Origin of the sequence: Blautia sp. NSJ-175 (assembly GCF_022867815.1) — a bacterium.
GTDB lineage: Bacteria > Bacillota > Clostridia > Lachnospirales > Lachnospiraceae > Blautia > Blautia celeris.
Genome location: NZ_JALIFQ010000001.1, coordinates 1 through 15,745, shown reverse-complemented (window position 1 = coordinate 15,745; position 15,745 = coordinate 1). Strand labels below are relative to the sequence as shown.

General features: G+C 50.0%; 16 protein-coding genes. 5 read left to right on the top strand and 11 right to left on the bottom strand.

Annotated features, from left to right (window positions below; all coding sequences use genetic code 11):
* The 7 genes from hisF to hisZ form a co-directional block, all read right to left on the bottom strand.
* Positions 1 to 759, bottom strand: a complete 759-nt coding sequence (gene hisF / locus MUB35_RS00080; RefSeq protein ID WP_033142114.1) for an imidazole glycerol phosphate synthase subunit HisF — start codon at positions 757 to 759, stop codon at positions 1 to 3.
* Positions 753 to 1,478: a 1-(5-phosphoribosyl)-5-[(5-phosphoribosylamino)methylideneamino]imidazole-4-carboxamide isomerase gene (gene hisA, locus MUB35_RS00075; RefSeq protein ID WP_148391927.1), complete on the bottom strand. Its 726-nt coding sequence runs from the start codon at positions 1,476 to 1,478 to the stop codon at positions 753 to 755. The genes hisF and hisA overlap by 7 nt, the downstream gene beginning before the upstream one ends.
* Positions 1,475 to 2,080: an imidazole glycerol phosphate synthase subunit HisH gene (hisH, locus tag MUB35_RS00070; protein ID WP_054350416.1), complete on the bottom strand. Its 606-nt coding sequence runs from the start codon at positions 2,078 to 2,080 to the stop codon at positions 1,475 to 1,477. Before hisH ends, hisA begins: the two co-directional genes overlap by 4 nt.
* A complete protein-coding gene (gene hisB / locus MUB35_RS00065) occupies positions 2,077 to 2,658 on the bottom strand; it encodes an imidazoleglycerol-phosphate dehydratase HisB (protein WP_054350415.1) in 582 nt (193 codons plus the stop codon). The genes hisH and hisB overlap by 4 nt, the downstream gene beginning before the upstream one ends.
* 55 nt (positions 2,659 to 2,713) lie before the next feature.
* Positions 2,714 to 3,766, bottom strand: a complete 1,053-nt coding sequence (gene hisC, locus MUB35_RS00060) for a histidinol-phosphate transaminase (protein WP_244805673.1) — start codon at positions 3,764 to 3,766, stop codon at positions 2,714 to 2,716.
* A gap of 3 nt (positions 3,767 to 3,769) precedes the next feature.
* A complete protein-coding gene (gene hisG, locus MUB35_RS00055) occupies positions 3,770 to 4,420 on the bottom strand; it encodes an ATP phosphoribosyltransferase (protein ID WP_033142109.1) in 651 nt (216 codons plus the stop codon).
* A 123-nt stretch (positions 4,421 to 4,543) separates the two neighbouring features.
* Positions 4,544 to 5,749, bottom strand: coding sequence for an ATP phosphoribosyltransferase regulatory subunit (hisZ, locus tag MUB35_RS00050; protein WP_033142144.1), 1,206 nt, complete (start codon positions 5,747 to 5,749; stop codon positions 4,544 to 4,546).
* A 302-nt stretch (positions 5,750 to 6,051) separates the two neighbouring features.
* On the opposite strand from hisZ, the gene MUB35_RS00045 reads away from it, so the two are divergent.
* The gene (locus MUB35_RS00045; RefSeq protein WP_186970995.1) at positions 6,052 to 8,241 is read left to right on the top strand and encodes an ATP-binding protein; all 2,190 of its coding nucleotides are present in this window, start codon (positions 6,052 to 6,054) and stop codon (positions 8,239 to 8,241) included.
* Positions 8,242 to 8,291: 50 nt separating this feature from the next.
* On the opposite strand, the gene MUB35_RS00040 is transcribed toward MUB35_RS00045, so the two are convergent.
* Both MUB35_RS00040 and MUB35_RS00035 read right to left on the bottom strand, forming a co-directional pair.
* Positions 8,292 to 8,822, bottom strand: coding sequence for a spore maturation protein (locus MUB35_RS00040; RefSeq protein WP_033142108.1), 531 nt, complete (start codon positions 8,820 to 8,822; stop codon positions 8,292 to 8,294).
* Between the two features lie 80 nt (positions 8,823 to 8,902).
* Positions 8,903 to 10,261: an MATE family efflux transporter gene (locus MUB35_RS00035; protein WP_033142107.1), complete on the bottom strand. Its 1,359-nt coding sequence runs from the start codon at positions 10,259 to 10,261 to the stop codon at positions 8,903 to 8,905.
* A gap of 302 nt (positions 10,262 to 10,563) precedes the next feature.
* Here MUB35_RS00035 and MUB35_RS00030 point away from each other — a divergent pair, with 302 nt between their 5' ends.
* The 3 genes from MUB35_RS00030 to MUB35_RS00020 all read left to right on the top strand — a co-directional run bounded on the left by MUB35_RS00030 (position 10,564) and on the right by MUB35_RS00020 (position 13,499).
* Entirely contained in the window at positions 10,564 to 11,484 is a 921-nt protein-coding gene (locus MUB35_RS00030; protein ID WP_186970996.1) for a nucleotidyltransferase family protein, read from the top strand.
* A 2-nt stretch (positions 11,485 to 11,486) separates the two neighbouring features.
* Complete coding sequence (locus MUB35_RS00025) at positions 11,487 to 12,599, top strand: phosphotransferase enzyme family protein (protein ID WP_186970997.1); 1,113 nt, start codon at positions 11,487 to 11,489, stop codon at positions 12,597 to 12,599.
* Between the two features lie 75 nt (positions 12,600 to 12,674).
* On the top strand, positions 12,675 to 13,499 hold the full coding sequence (locus MUB35_RS00020; protein WP_054350408.1) for a PocR ligand-binding domain-containing protein: 825 nt from the start codon (positions 12,675 to 12,677) through the stop codon (positions 13,497 to 13,499).
* A gap of 16 nt (positions 13,500 to 13,515) precedes the next feature.
* Here MUB35_RS00020 and MUB35_RS00015 read toward each other — a convergent pair whose 3' ends face one another.
* Entirely contained in the window at positions 13,516 to 14,079 is a 564-nt protein-coding gene (locus MUB35_RS00015) for a chromate transporter (RefSeq protein ID WP_033142140.1), read from the bottom strand.
* The gene (locus MUB35_RS00010; RefSeq protein ID WP_054350407.1) at positions 14,076 to 14,657 is read right to left on the bottom strand and encodes a chromate transporter; all 582 of its coding nucleotides are present in this window, start codon (positions 14,655 to 14,657) and stop codon (positions 14,076 to 14,078) included. Before MUB35_RS00010 ends, MUB35_RS00015 begins: the two co-directional genes overlap by 4 nt.
* 108 nt (positions 14,658 to 14,765) lie before the next feature.
* Here MUB35_RS00010 and MUB35_RS00005 point away from each other — a divergent pair, with 108 nt between their 5' ends.
* Entirely contained in the window at positions 14,766 to 15,656 is an 891-nt protein-coding gene (locus tag MUB35_RS00005; protein ID WP_186970998.1) for a LysR family transcriptional regulator, read from the top strand.
* Positions 15,657 to 15,745 lie beyond the last annotated feature (89 nt).

The window sequence follows — 15,745 nt, the reverse complement described above, 5'->3', positions numbered from 1 at the left end:
CTACCTCCTGACCGGAATCTGCTGTTCTCTCAGATGCTCTTTTACCTGTTCCACAGTCAGCTCCCGGAAATGAAACAGGGAAGCCGCCAGTGCCGCATCTGCTTTGCTCTCCCTGAAAACCTCTGAAAAATGCTCCAGCTTACCGCAGCCGCCGCTGGCAATGACCGGTATGGACACCACGTCACAGACTGCGTTAGTCAGTTCCAGATCAAAACCGTCACGGCATCCGTCTGTGTCCATGGACGTGAGGAGAATCTCGCCTGCTCCAAGCTGCTGGCACTTCTGTGCCCATTCTATGGCATCCAGACCTGTATCTATCCTTCCGCCGTTCACCACGACCTTAAATTTGCCCTTCTCATCCCTTTTTGCATCAATGGCAGCCACCACGCACTGACTTCCGAATATGGCAGCCGCCTCCCTGATAAGCTCCGGATTCCTGACTGCTGCTGAATTGACGGAAACCTTGTCAGCTCCGGCACGGAGGATTTCCCTGAAATCCTCCACTGTGCGGATGCCGCCCCCTACTGTGAGGGGTACAAATACATGTTTTGCCGTTCTGGATACCACATCAACCATAGTTCCTCTTCCCTCATGGGTCGCTGTGATATCCAGAAAACAGATTTCATCTGCTCCCTGCCTGTCGTACTCAATGGCGCATTCCACCGGATCTCCCACCTCTTTGATACCCACAAAATTCACGCCCTTAACCACTTTGCCGTCTCTTACATCCAGGCAGGGTATAATTCTCTTTGCTAACATGTCTGCTCACCTGCCTTTTCTATAGCCAAGGCCAGATCAAGTGCTCCGGTGTAAACGGCTTTTCCGCAGATACACCCGTATAAGTCAAGTTTTTTACAGTCCAGGATATCCTGAATGGAACGGACACCGCCGCTGGCAATGATATCGCAGGATACCGCCTCATTCAGCTTTCCAAGCTGCTCTGTATTGACACCCGAAAGTGTCCCGTCTCTGGAAATGTCTGTATAGATAATGGTTTTCACCCCGGCGTCTTCCATGGCCCGTGCCAGATCCAGATATGTAACATCACTCTTTTCAAGCCACCCCTCTGTGGCCACCATACCGTTCCTGGCATCAATACCGACTGCGATCTTATCACCGAACTTACGGACCGCCTCTTTTACAAGGGAGGGGTCTTTGACCGCCACAGAACCAAGAATGACCCTGGAAATACCCTTTTCCAGAAACCGTTCAATGGTATCCATACTGCGGATCCCTCCGCCCACCTCCACTTTCAGGCCTGACTCCCCGGCCACTTTCTCAAAGATCTCTTCATTGACCGGCCTTCCGTCCTTTGCTCCGTCCAGATCCACCATGTGGATCCAGGCGGCACCGGCTTCCCGGAAGGAGTCAGCTGTCTCATAAGGGCTTTCAGCCACCTGATGCGCAGTGGCATAGTCACCTTTTACAAGCCGCACACATGTTTTATCTTTTATATCAATTGCAGGTAATATAATCATTTTCTCACCAGCCTTGCGAAATTTTTCAAAAGTTCCAGACCTGCGGCACCGCTTTTCTCCGGATGGAACTGGGCGCCGTACACATACCCCCGGTGTACCAGAGCGGGAATCCGCTCATTGTAGATGGTGTAACAGGAAATGTTCTCATCACCGGTATCTGCGCGGAAGGAATGGACAAAATATACATACGCGCCCTTTGGCATGTTCTCCGTCATGGCACAGGGGTTTAAGACCGTCAGGTCATTCCAGCCCATATGGGGAATCTTTAAACCCCCTCCATCAATAAGCTGTACACAGCCCGGTATCAGCCCAAGACCTTCCGTCTCCTGAAACTCATAACTCTTTTCAAAGAGCATCTGCATACCAAGACAAATGCCCAGAAGCGGCTTTTTCTGTGCCTCCTCTTTTATGACTTCTGCAAGCCCCTGTTCTCTCAGCATACGCATGGCATCCGGAAAAGCCCCGACTCCCGGCAGGATCACAGCATCCGCACAGCGTATCTCCCTGCAGTCTGCAGTGATGATGCTCTCCTCCTCCAGAAAATCAAGGGCATTTTTCACACTGAAAAGATTGCCTGCCCCGTAATCAATGATCGCTATCATGCCAACATCCCCTTTGACGAAAGTATTTTTCCTCCATTTGGTTCCAGCGCTTCCCTGAGTGCGTGCGCTGCGGCCTTAAAAAGAGCCTCAATCTTATGGTGGTCATTTTCTCCGTAGGGACATTTCAGATGAAGGGTGATTCCGGCGTTAAAAGCAAACGCGCGGAAGAACTCCTTTACCATACAGCAGTCCAGGGTTCCCACAGAAGGATTTGCAAACTCCGCGTCAAACACCAGAAATGGCCTGCCGCTTATATCCAGGGCACAGAATCCCAGTGCCTCATCCATGGGAATAAAGAAGCTGCCGTACCTGCGGATACCACCCTTATCTCCGAGAGCCTTGACAAATGCCTGCCCCATAACAATGCCCAGATCCTCAATGCTGTGGTGACAGTCAACCTCCAGGTCACCCTTCATATCCAGATCCATATCAAATCCGCCATGTACACAGAAAGCCTGCATCATATGGTCAAAAAAACCCACTTTGCAGGTTCCCATGTAACGGCCGGTGCCGTCCAGATTCCATCTAAGCCTGATGTCTGTCTCTTTTGTCTTTCTTGTAATCTCTCCGATTCTCAATCAGCTTCCTCCTTTCCTGTAACTGTAAGAGTGCTGAACAGTTACCCGTTTATTTTCAATTCAACAGATCATCCAGCACGCGGATAACCGCTTCATTCTCTGTTTTTCTTCCGGCAGTCACACGCAGGTAACCGTTCATATACCGGATGGAAATACTCCTCTTTTTCATCTCTTCAAATACTTTATCCGCGTTTTTCACCTTCATGAAAATGAAGTTTGTGGTTGTCGGATATAAATTCAGGATGTCTGATTTTCTCTCCCTAAGCCCCAAAAGCTCCTGATACAGTTCATCCCTGGACTTCTGGATCGAACGGATACAGCTCCTGATGTAATCCGGACGATCCAGAATGGCACAGCCCACAGCCTGTGTCAGAGAGTTCACATTATACGGTGACTTCAGAGCGTGCAGGATATCTGTCAGCTCCTTGCCGGCGGCGGCGAATCCGAGACGGATGGCGGCCAGACCCAGGGCCTTGGAACATGTCTTCAGCACAATGAGATTGTCGTATTTTTCTATTACGTCCAGAACAGAGCCTTCCGCAAAATCCATATACGCTTCATCCACGATCACCAGGGCGTCCGTACCCTCGATGATGGTTATGATGTCATCCCTGGACAGCTTCAGGGATGTGGGGTTGCAGGGGTTGGAAAATATAATCAGCCTGGCATTCTTCGCTTTCGCCCGTTCCAGAATGTCCGCAGCACTGGTCACCATATCCTCTGCCTTCTGCAGGGCTTCCACACGGATGTTGTTCATCTGCGCATAGAAGGTGTACATGGAGAAATCAGGCAGGGCCACCAGCATGGTGTCCCCACTCTCCAGAAAATTAGGCACAATAAGGGAGATCAGTTCATCCGAACCGTTTCCCGCGGTCAGAAGTTCGGGCTTCACGTGAAAGAAACGTCCGAATTTCTCACAGAGCTTTGTGGCAAAGGGGTCAGGATAGCGGTTAAATTCCACCTGCTCCACAGCCTTCAGCACATCCCTGCGGATATCATCCGGCAGATTTTGAAAGCTCTCATTGGCATCCAGGCGGATATCGTATATCTCTGTTACCGGTTCATATATCTCCAGCCGTTTTAACTTCTCCGGAATCGTATATGCCATGGTCTACGCCTCCTTTTCCCTGCGCTTCTGCACATCATTTTCCATCTTGTCGATCAGACACTCGATCTCTTTTTTCCGCAGCTTCATGCTGGCAATATTTACGATGAGTCTGGCGCTTACAGGGCATACGTCCTCAGCAACCACCAGGCCGTTCTCTTTCAGTGTGGTTCCCGTCTCCACGATATCTACAATGGCATCTGCCAGCCCCAGAACAGGAGCAAGCTCAACACTGCCCTCTATCTTTACAATATCCACATCCATACTCTTCTGCTCGAAGAAGTTCTTCGCCACATTCACGTATTTGCTGGCAATGGTCAGGTTGTGGTAGCCCTCGTACAGGTTCTTTCCTTTTACAACTGCCAGGGCAAACCTGCATTTTCCGAATCCCAGGTCAGCCACTTCATAGAAGGTGCCTCCCTTTTCCATAATGGTGTCTTTTCCCACAACACCCATGTCGCAGACGCCGCTTTCCACATAGGTAACCACATCGGCAGCCTTTGCAAGCACCACCTCGATCTCGCCGTTTCCTATGGGCATGATCAGTTTTCTGCCCTTTTTCCGCGCGTTGGTACAGTCATATCCCAGGCGCTCCAGCATATCTATTGTTTTACTCTCCAGACGCCCTTTTGTCAGGGCGATTCTAATTGGTTTCATTTTTCTGCCTCCCAGTGTTTGTTTCAATCCACGCACGGTAATTTTGCACAGTGCGGTCACATCTTATCTCGGGCCGTACCTGTTTTCTCAGGATAACTCAGGATAAATAACCGGATGACTCGGTTATTTGCCGGAAGTTGTACGGGTTAAACAAACTGTGATATCTTCTCCCACCAGGTGTACTTTCGGTATCCCTCTCATTTTCGCATAATCAAAGGCTTCTTCCATGGTATCAAAAACACAGTTCTCCGTCAGCACGCCCTGGTCCTCCAGTGTCCTGCGATGGTGGACTGCTTTAGATAAATATTTCATATCCGGTGCGAACACCAAAACCTCCGGTATGGCTTCCGGCATAGGCTGAACCTTCTGGCTTGCCAGGTCCACATTGATGCAGAAGCCCACAGAACAGTGGTCTTCCCCAAACTCCTTAATGAGCGTATCGTAACGCCCGCCGGACAGCACCTGCTCCCCGATTCCCCGGAAATATCCCCGGAAAATAAGATCTGTATAATACTCTGCCAGGTTCACAAGGCCCAGATCAATGATCACTTTATCTCCCAGTCCCAGTGTCTGCAGATATTCATAAATACCCTTTAAGTAATCCAGGCTCTCACGGGCACCGTTCTCATCAAACAGTTCATATGCCTTTTCAAACACCTCAGACCCGCCGAACAGTCTCGGCAGTTTCAACAGCGCCTGTGCAGCGCGGCTGTCCTGGTATTTTCCCAGCATGTCTGTGAGGGAGGCATAATTCTTCTGTTCGATCTGGAAACGTATGTCCTCCTTGGTATCCTCATCCACATCCAGGCTGTCCATGATGGCCTTAAAGTATCCGATATGGCACAGCTCCAGGCGGTATTTGCCTCCGCTTATGATATCCAAGCTTCTGGATGCCAGCTCTACCACTTCCAGGTCGCTTCGCAGAGGCACTCCGCCGATCAGTTCAATACCCACCTGGTTGATCTCCGTACTCTTTCCCTTCAATTCCGGGAACATACGGTAAATATTCTGGTTATAAAATAAACGGAGCGGCATCGGCATCCCCTTTAACCGGGTAGCCGCCAATCTGGCCGCGGGCACTGTACAATCGGGACGCAGTACCATAAGCCTTCCCTTATGGTCTGTGAGTTTGTACATGGTCTCCTTTGGCAGATATTTTGCCGCCTTTCCAAACACATCATAAAATTCCAATGCAGGTGTCATCACCCGCCGATAACCCTGGGCTCCAAACAGGTCCTTAAGGGTTTTTGTCACCTGAGAACGCTGGTCACACTCTCCAAACAGCAAATCTTTTGTTCCGTCCGGTGTTACCTTATCATAATATCTCATCTGCTGACCCTGCCTTTCTGCGTTATTTTTCATACTGTATGCTGCACTTTTGCTGCTCTTTATTCTGTATAATGTCATGTATGCTCTGCCTTATAAGTATATGTATTGTGCTTCGCTCACTTTAGCGTGCTACCATAGTAACATCTGACTATAAAGTTGTCAACACGCTTTTTGAGAAATTCCGGATGTTTATGTAAAAAAACACCCTTCCTCTTATATCATTGCAACCGCCCACCCCCATATGGTATACTGAATACAGGTAAATACGCGGAATCACCGCTAAAAAAATAATCGGGGGTTATATGTTTAAGAAGCGGAAAACTTTCATCCTGAGCACCACGACTGCTGCCGTTCTGGTACTTATTATCGCTTTCTATTTTTTCCAGCAGATACGCCTCGGTGTGGAGAGGGACAACCTGAGCAATCTGTCCGCATTCGGCACCCAGCTTGACGCTCACTTCGATCAGATGAACAGCAAATATTTTTCTGTCCTGGAAAGCTGCCTGGAGGCTGCGAACCGCAACGGATATGTCAGCCGGGAAGATATTCTTGACTATTTCAAGGGCAGACAGAATATCTGGAAATACCGTACTGCCGGTATCATGGATAAAGAGGGCGGGTACATGACTGTTGACGGAGACACCGGAAGCCTGAAGGACCTGAGTTTTCAGGAAAAGAAAGCCGGATACATTGATAATGACAGCATGACTATTGTGAATTTTGGTATCGGGGATGAACTTTTATATTATGTGGAACTTGAGGAAAGCATGGAAAGCGCCTCAGAAATAGCGGGCATCTTCATGACACCTGCTTTTGACGAGCTGGAATATCTTCTGGCTCTGAATGTATATACGGAAGAGAGCTATGCCACGGTCATAGACAAAGAGGGAAATATCCTTCTGAAACCGCACTATGAATACTCCATGATGATAACAGACAATTATCTGGACAGTCTGGCGCAGTCCGACCTGAAGGGACCGAAGCCGGATACTCAGCTTAGAAATGACATGGCTGCCTGCGCATCCGGTTCCCTGATCTTTTCCTGGATGGGCAAACGCAATTATCTGGTGTATATGCCCGTAGGCAACAGCTCCTGGTACCTGCTGGTCACAGTGCCGGCCAATGTGCTGGAGACCACCACCCGCTCTTTCCGGAATTTTATCATTGCCGCTGTGCTGGTGACGGTTGTTCTGCTGTTGTGTTTCTGTACGATTTACTTTACGGGACGGCAGCGCATTATTGATGAAAAAAACAAAGAGATACTTGCCAAAGAGCAGATAAGCAAAAAGAAACTGGAGGCAGCACTGGACGAAGCCAAACGGGCCAATCAGGCGAAGTCCGTATTCCTGTCCAACATGTCTCACGATATCAGGACGCCTATGAATGCTATCATCGGCATGACGGGGATCGCCCTTGCCCATATTGATAAAAAGGAAAAAGTACGGGACTGCCTTGAGAAGATTTCCTCCTCCTCTGCGCATCTGCTTTCTCTGATCAATGATGTCCTTGACATGTCCAGAATTGAAAGCGGAAGGCTGACACTGAACAGCGAAAGTTTTAACCTGAAGGAACTGCTCGATACTCTGTCGGGAATCATCCAGCCCCAGATCGCCAGCGGGAATTTTGACTTTACTGTGGATATGGAGGAAGTCAAACACGAAGACCTGATCGGCGACCCGCTCCGGTTCAAGCAGATGTTCCTGAATATAGTGGGAAACTCTGTAAAATTCACGGACCCGGGCGGCAGAATCCGCGTGAAGGTACAGGAAATCCCCTCCGGTTCGGATGATACCGTGCGGTTCCGCTTTATCTTTTCCGACACAGGCATTGGCATGTCACCGGAGTTTCTGCAGCGGCTTTTCCAGCCCTTCGAGCGCTCCGATGCGCCCAGAGCTTCCCATATGGAGGGAACCGGCCTTGGCATGGCCATCACCAAGAATATCGCGGAAATGATGAACGGAAGTATCCGTGTTGAAAGCAGGGAAGGTGAGGGAACTACCTTCTATATTGAACTGCCCTTTAAAAAGGATGTTCCCCATACCCTCCGGCCTGATCCCTTCAAGGAACTTCCCTTTATGTCCGCCACCGAATCAGAGAAACAGGCAGATTATTCAGACCGCCGCCTTCTTCTTGTGGAAGACAATGAACTGAACCTGGAGATAGCCAAAGAACTGATCTCCGTCACAAATGCCCGGATAGACACAGCAGTAAACGGGCAGGAGGCACTGGACATGGTAACCTCCTCTGCACCCGGATATTACAGCCTTGTGCTGATGGATATCCGTATGCCTGTCATGGACGGGTACGAAGCGTCACAAAAGATACGCAGTACAGGCAGACCGGATCTGCAGGAGCTTCCTATCATCGCCATGACAGCCAACGCATTCGCGGAGGACAAGGAGCAGGCGCTGGAAGCCGGAATGAACGGCCATGTGTCTAAGCCCATCGACCTGCGGGAGCTGTATCGTATCCTGGAGAAATATCTGGCGTAAAAAAGGAGCCCGGCATGCCGGACCCGTAACATGTGTTTTTCCATGGCTGTCTACACAGTCATCATCCCCGCCAGCCATACACTGGCCGCAATGCCTGCAAGTGTTGCAAGCAGAGCGCCGGGTATGGTATAGCGGGTATTTTTTACCTTTGCAGCTATAAAATAGACGGAGACGGTATAGAAAATAGTCTCCGTACAGGACATCATCACAGAGGCGATCAATCCAATCCTGGAATCCGTCCCGAATTCTTTGAAAATATCCAGTACCAGTCCTGTGGCCGCGCTGGAAGAGAACATTTTCACTATAGTCAGCGGAACAAGCTGGGCCGGGAATCCCACTGCTCCGGTCAGCCTGCCAAGCTGTCCGCCCAGCATATCCAGAAATCCGGATGCCCGCAGAACCCCCACGGCCACCATCAAACCTATGAGGGTGGGGAGAATCTGCACAACTGTCTTCAGACCATCCTTTGCACCTTTCACAAAATCCTCGTACACATCACATTTCATCAGGATTCCAAATCCCACTATGTAAAACAGAATAAGCGGAATGATAACTTCCGACAAAAAGAGCAAAATCCTCATACACTCACCGGCTGTCCCGTCTTTCTTCTAGTTTACGCGAAAGCCGCTCAAAAAAGTACCGGTATTGCAGCCGTTCCGGATCAGCCGCCTTTCACCACATTTTTCTTCCATCTTCCGGACAGCAGGAACCACACGATCAGAACCAGGCTGCCCGCTGAAGCTGCCGGAGCACCAATTCCCACACCCATGATTCCCATTCCCATAATACTGCCGAAGAACACGCTGGCCGGAATCCGCAGAAGCAGCGCGGAGAGCATGGAATTCATCAGTGTAAATGTGGTGTGTCCTGTGGCGATAAAAAGACCGTTCAGACAGAAGCAGAGCGGCACGAGCAGGTAATCAAAGCTGAAGGTACTGATATATTCCACACCGATCTTTATCATCTCCGCATTGCTGCTGTCAAACAGCCGCAGTATATCCTCCGGGAATACTCTGACCAGAATGAAGATAAGATAACTGCAGACCACTGCGGCCAGGGTTCCCACTCTGCAGGTCTTCTTCACCCTGTCCCACTGCCCTGCCCCTACATTCTGGGCACACATGGTGGAAATGGAGCTTCCCATAGCCACTGCAGGCATAATGGCAAACCCGTTGAATTTTCCCACTACACCAACGGCCGCGGATGCATTGACACCTCCAATGGAGTTTACCAGTGCCGTTATGATCAGAAAGGAAAAGCTGGTCACTCCATTCTGAATGGCTGCCGGCGTGCCGATCTTAAAGATCATCTCCAGCTCCCGTTTGTAAATGCGGAAGGAGGAGGGGCGGAAATCAAAGACAAACCCGTTCTTTACCATATAGATAATGCACAGGATCATACTCAGCGCCTGGGAAATCACGGTGGCAACCGCGGCACCGAAGGCTCCCCATCCCAGGCCCGCCACCAGTACCAGGTCCAGGACGATATTGGTCACACAGGCGATCAGGACAAAATAAAAGGGCCTTTTGCTGTCCCCCATTCCTCTCATAACTGCTGACAGCACATTATAGCCGAATATAAAGATAATACCCGTCAGAGTCACCGTCAGATAGCGGCTGGCCTCCTCAAAGGATTCCTCCGGTGTGCGGATCCACCCCAGTATCTGTGTTTTCAGAAGAAGGGACACCACGGTAATGATGACAGCGGCGCAGATCAGGGTGGTCATCAGTGTTGCCACGGCCCTGCGCATCTCCTCCCTCTTCTGCGCCCCCAGATACTGGGCTATGAGTACGGTTCCTCCTGTACAGAGCCCTACTACAATATTCGTCAGAATAAATGTCACCTGGCCTCCGATATTCACGCCGGACATACTGACCGTACCGCTGAAATTTCCCACGATCAGCATATCCGCTACATTATAACAGGACTGGATAATATTGGACACCAGAAACGGGACGGCAAACAGGATCAGCTGTTTTACCACATTTCCCTTAGATAGATCTTTCTCAAAACTGCTCATATTTCACAACTCCTCTTTAGCATATCACTGTAAGCCTTCCGAATCTCTGCGGCAGACAGCATGGCATGTCTGCATGCTTTTCACCTGACTTTGCCGCTATTCGGGACTGACAGTTCTGTCTTTTATTATGAACCATATATCTTTTTTCTGCAATCCTTTATCTCTCATTGGATATTAGCACTATTCTTCTTTTTATCCGATAATGCTAATTTTGATACGAAATTCCATAGAATCCATACCTGTTTTCGATATAATAAGAATTAACAAAGCAAAGCACACGAAAGGAAAAGGAGAAGGTAGATATGATGACATTGGTGATTATGGCGGCTGGTATGGGAAGCAGATATGGCGGGCTGAAACAGATTGATCCGGTGGGAAGACACGGGGAATTTATCCTGGACTACTCCGTCTACGATGCCGTCAAGGCCGGATTTGACAAGGTGGTATTTATCATTAAGAAAGAAAACCTGGATGTATTCCGTGAGACCGTGGGAAAACGCCTGGAAAAAGTCATTCCGGTGGAATATGCGTTCCAGGAGATCACAGAGGTTCCCGAGGGCGTGAAGGTTCCCGAAGGCCGCACCAAACCCTGGGGCACAGCCCATGCGGTGTGGAGCTGCAGGAATCTGGTGGACGGTCCTTTCGCTGTCATCAACGCGGATGATTTCTATGGAAGGGAAGCATTCAGGCTGCTTCATGATTTCTTCCCGGAACAGCCCGAAGATACCTCCAAATATCATTACTGCATGGCCGGCTACCTTCTCAGGAATACCCTGACGGAAAACGGCCACGTGGCAAGAGGTGTGTGTACTGCTGACAACGGATATCTGACCACGGTTACCGAGCGGACCAAAATACAGCGGAACCAGGGACAGACACAATTTTACGAGGAGGGAGAGGGCTGGACGGACATTGATGAGAACAGCATTGTGTCCATGAACTGCTGGGGCTTTACCCCTGATATATTCGGTGAGATCGAACTGCAGATGCAGAAGTTCTTTAAAGACAGCACAGACGGCCTTGCGAAAAAAGAATTTTTCCTGCCCTCCGTGGTTCAGGAGCTGATGGATGCCGGAAAATGTGATGTAAAGGTTATGGACACCCCAGCCAAATGGTATGGCGTCACCTACCATGAGGATAAAGAAAAAATTGTAGCTTTCATTGAGCAGATGATCGGCGAGGGCGTATACCCGGAAACCCTCTGGAACGGAAAAGGAGAATGAAAATGCTGGATAAGATCAAAAACGAAATTGTAAAAGCTTTCCTCTTTGACGGAGACTTTATCTACGCGGAGCCATTTGGATGCGGACATATTAACGCCACTTATGCCGTGTATTTCCGACGGGAGACAAAACCTCCCGTGCGTTACATTCTGCAGGCAGTCAACACCACTATTTTTACAGACCCTCAGGGCCTGATGGAGAATATCCAGGGCGTCACCTCCCACCTCCGGAAAAAAATACAGGAGCAGGGCGGTGACCCTGAGCGTGAGACACTGACACTTGTCCCCACGCGTGACGGGAAGCTCCTCTACGAGGACAGTGACGGCGGATTCTGGAGAAGCTATCTTTTCATTGAAAATGCTGCCTGCCACCAGTCCGTGGACCGCCCGGTACTCTTCACCAACGCGGCAAAAGCATTCGGACATTTCCAGAAGCTGCTGGCTGACTATCCGGCTGATACGCTGCATGAGACCATTGCGGATTTCCACAATACCGTGAACCGATATGAGCTCTTTGAAAAAGCAGTGGCAGAAGATAAAGCAGGCCGGGCTGCCTCCGTAGAAAAAGAAATCCGGTTTTTCCTGGACCGGAAGGCGGACGGTGCTGTTGTGGTAGACGCCATTAAGGAAGGACGCCTTCCCCTGCGCGTTACCCACAATGACACCAAATTAAATAACATTATGATGGACAATGATACTGACGAGGGAATCTGCGTCATCGACCTGGATACCGTTATGCCCGGTTCCGTGCTCTATGATTTCGGTGACAGCATCCGTTTCGGCGCAAGCACCGCTGACGAGGATGAACAGAATCTTTCTCTTGTCTCTATGGATCTCGGTCTCTTCGAGGCTTACACAGCCGGTTTTCTCTCCGAGGCAGGTGCATCCCTGACAGATGAGGAGATCCGCCTTCTCCCGTTCTCCGCCAAACTTCTGACCCTGGAGTGCGGAATGCGTTTCCTGACAGATTATCTGAACGGAGATACCTATTTCCGCATCCACAGGGAGCATCACAACCTGGACCGCTGCAGGACACAGATCACGCTTGTGGCGGATATGGAACGGAAGATGGAGGAAATGAAGAAGATCGTGGCTAAATATGTAAACAGAACTTGACTAATAGAAAAAACTGGCGTAAGATACGGACAATCCGATTTTACACCAGTTTTTTTTATGCAAAGGAGAAAACATATGGAGCAGTCCCTGTCTATTGAACGTATACTGAAAGAGCTATATCACATATCCGGTTTCCGCATCAGCATTTATGATACGAATTTCCGGGAAATTGCCGCCTATCCCAGGGAACTGGGATGCTTCTGCGGTCTGATCCAGAAGCATCCGGAGGGAAAACGCCTCTGCGTGGAACATGATACCATGGCCTTTGGACGTGTGCGCGAACAGGAAAAGCTCCATATCTATAAATGTCATTTCGGACTTTATGAGGCTGTTGCCCCTCTGTACAGCTTCGGCACCCTCACCGGTTATCTGATGATGGGACAGACGCTGGAGGCCGGACCGGATGCAGACCGGACGCCTTATGAGATGGCCCTTCCCCTTGTAACCGATGCCAATGCCCTTGAGGAGGCCATTGCCGGCATTCCTGTCCGGGAACAGGGGACCATTGACTCTCTGGTAACCATCATGGAAGTCTGTGCCCAGTACATTACACTCAGCAACCGTATGAATCTGTCTAAAAATGAGCTTGTCAGTGAAGTGCACAGCTACATCCAAAAGCACTATGACCAGAAACTCACCATTGATGACCTTTGCCGCCAGTTTTTCTGCAGCCGGGCCTCCCTGACCAGGAAATTCAGGGAAACCTATTACATTTCCATCCATGACTATATCTGCCAGGTACGTCTGGAAAACGGATGCAGACTCCTCCGGGGTACGTCCCTCAGCATCGGAGAAATCGCGTTTTCCTGCGGCTATGGGGACCAGAACTATTTTACCCGGGCCTTCTGCCGGACCTATGGGATGACACCCATGCAGTACAGGAAAAAGGAAACGATATAATCGGCCTGTGTTTCCATCACATTCCGCTTATGATCCCAATACACAGATTCAGGACGCCGCACAGGCTCATGACCAAAATGGGATTCCATTTCAGTTTTCGCAGCACCGCAAAAGCTGCCAGAAACAATCCCGCCCCGACCCAGTTGACTGCTTGCAGGCTGATCCCTGAGCCCGCGAAAAGCACCACGCGCAGTATGGAGATACCTGCCGCCGCAATGAGGGCCACCACAGCCGGTCTCAGACAGGCCAGTACAGACTGCATGGCAGATACGCCTTTGTATTTGTAATAAATGTAGGCCAGCAGGGATACGATCAGACAGGATGGCAGAATGCAGCCAAAGGTGGCGATGACAGCCCCCTGCCAGCCGGCTATCCGGATTCCCACAAATGTGGCAGAATTGACAGCTATAGGGCCGGGAGTCATTTCCGCTATGGTGATCAGATCTGTAAACTCACCCATGGTCAGCCATTTATGCGCCTCCACCACCTGATTCTGGATCAGGGGCATTGCCGCATAGCCGCCGCCCACACTGAACATTCCCACCTGAAGAAAGCTTAAAAACAACTTTATATAGATCATGCTGTCTTCCCCTTTCTGTATATCCATAATGCCTTCCCTGCCCCGATGATACCGGCAGTCAGAATGATATAAATGACATTCACGTCAAAGAAGAAAGTAGCTGCAAAGGCCGCTGCCATAATGCCAATGCTGAGTCCGCTTTTTTCTTTGAACACATTGCTCCCCAGCCCGCATACCACATCGAGGATCACTGCGGCAACACCTGCCTGCATCCCCTTTAACACCAATGCCACATACACATTGCTGGCAAATGCTGCATAGAAAAATGATATAACGGACAGGATGAGCATGGGCGGAAGAATGGTCCCCAGCACCGCTGTCAGCATCCCGGCAAACCCGCACACACGCCAGCCCACTAAAATAGCGGCGTTTACGGCAATGGCCCCCGGTGAGGACTGGGCAAGCGCCGCCAGATCCAGCATTTCCTGCTCATCTATCCAGTGGAGTTCATCCACAAACTTTCTCTTCATAAATGTGACAATTACAAATCCCCCGCCAAATGTAAAACTGCTGATATACAGAGTACTGAAAAACAACTTCAGCAGCAGATATTTTTTCTTTGTCTCTGTCTTTTCCATTTCCTTATAATGCCTCCTTTTCTTCATCATATCCCTTGTGTATCAATATGTAAAATGCTATTATTTTATTGATATAATATTATTTTAGTTATGAATCGGAGGAAAAACATGACGATAAGACATATGAAGATTTTTCTGGAGGTTTACCGGCTGGAAAATATCACGCAGGCAGCGAAAAACCTTCACATGACACAGCCTGCTGTTACGAGAACGATCCAGGAGATCGAACAGCATTACGGGGTACGATTGTTTGACCGGATGAACAGAAGGCTGTTCGTAACGGAAGCCGGGCGGCAGTTCTATGCACAGGCACTTCATATTGTGGAGTCCTTTGATAGAATGGAAAAGGGACTGCTGAACGGGGACGCGTTTGGTGTGCTGCGGGTGGGGGCAAGTATTTCCCTCGGGAATTTTTTTCTGCCTGATCTGGTAAGTGCATTTTGCAGGGAGCGGCCGGACATGAAGGTTAAGGTGATGATCTCCAATGCGGGGAACCTGCAGAGAGGGCTGCTGAATAATGAGCTGGATCTTGCCCTGATCGAAGGGGGGATTTCCGAGCCTGAGCTGGAGACACGGGCTTTCTCAGAGGACAGGCTGGTGCTCATTGTGCCTGTGGGGCATGAGCTGGCGGTTAAAGAGAAGGTGTTTGTAAGGGATTTAAAGGAGTATGATCTTCTTGCAAGGGAGAAGGGGAGCGTGGGCAGGACACTGGTGGACCATGTGTTTGCAGTGAGAGGGATGACGCCGGAGCCTCTCTGGGAGAGCGCCAGTACGCAGGCGATCATTAAAGGGGTGCAGAAAGGGATTGGTGTGGCAGTGCTGCCGGAGATGCTGGTGGAGAGGGAAATATCGGAGGGAAGGGTTTGTAAGAGGGAGATTGAGGATGAGGGGTTTGAGAGGGTGCATTATGTGGCATGGCATAGGAATAAGTTTTTGACGGATGGGGGGAGGAGGTTTATGGATATGGCTGTGGAAATGGGAGGGCAAAAGGGACGGTAAAAGAGGCGCGGGGCCGGGGGCGGGAAAGCATTCCAGGCCTGCTCAAGGCTCCGAGCGGCTCAGCCTCGCCTGCCTGGAATGCTTTGGGG

Excerpts from the sequence above, each read along its gene's own strand:
- MUB35_RS00005 (WP_186970998.1), top strand. The coding sequence starts at position 14,766 with ATGACGATAAGACATATGAAGATTTTTCTGGAGGTTTACCGGCTGGAA.
- hisF (WP_033142114.1), bottom strand. The coding sequence starts at position 759 with ATGTTAGCAAAGAGAATTATACCCTGCCTGGATGTAAGAGACGGCAAA.
- MUB35_RS00030 (WP_186970996.1), top strand. The coding sequence starts at position 10,564 with ATGATGACATTGGTGATTATGGCGGCTGGTATGGGAAGCAGATATGGC.
- MUB35_RS00010 (WP_054350407.1), bottom strand. The coding sequence starts at position 14,657 with ATGGAAAAGACAGAGACAAAGAAAAAATATCTGCTGCTGAAGTTGTTT.
- hisC (WP_244805673.1), bottom strand. The coding sequence starts at position 3,766 with ATGGCATATACGATTCCGGAGAAGTTAAAACGGCTGGAGATATATGAA.
- MUB35_RS00020 (WP_054350408.1), top strand. The coding sequence starts at position 12,675 with ATGGAGCAGTCCCTGTCTATTGAACGTATACTGAAAGAGCTATATCAC.
- hisG (WP_033142109.1), bottom strand. The coding sequence starts at position 4,420 with ATGAAACCAATTAGAATCGCCCTGACAAAAGGGCGTCTGGAGAGTAAA.
- MUB35_RS00040 (WP_033142108.1), bottom strand. The coding sequence starts at position 8,822 with ATGAGGATTTTGCTCTTTTTGTCGGAAGTTATCATTCCGCTTATTCTG.
- MUB35_RS00045 (WP_186970995.1), top strand. The coding sequence starts at position 6,052 with ATGTTTAAGAAGCGGAAAACTTTCATCCTGAGCACCACGACTGCTGCC.
- hisZ (WP_033142144.1), bottom strand. The coding sequence starts at position 5,749 with ATGAGATATTATGATAAGGTAACACCGGACGGAACAAAAGATTTGCTG.
- MUB35_RS00015 (WP_033142140.1), bottom strand. The coding sequence starts at position 14,079 with ATGATCTATATAAAGTTGTTTTTAAGCTTTCTTCAGGTGGGAATGTTC.
- MUB35_RS00035 (WP_033142107.1), bottom strand. The coding sequence starts at position 10,261 with ATGAGCAGTTTTGAGAAAGATCTATCTAAGGGAAATGTGGTAAAACAG.
- hisA (WP_148391927.1), bottom strand. The coding sequence starts at position 1,478 with ATGATTATATTACCTGCAATTGATATAAAAGATAAAACATGTGTGCGG.
- hisH (WP_054350416.1), bottom strand. The coding sequence starts at position 2,080 with ATGATAGCGATCATTGATTACGGGGCAGGCAATCTTTTCAGTGTGAAA.
- MUB35_RS00025 (WP_186970997.1), top strand. The coding sequence starts at position 11,487 with ATGCTGGATAAGATCAAAAACGAAATTGTAAAAGCTTTCCTCTTTGAC.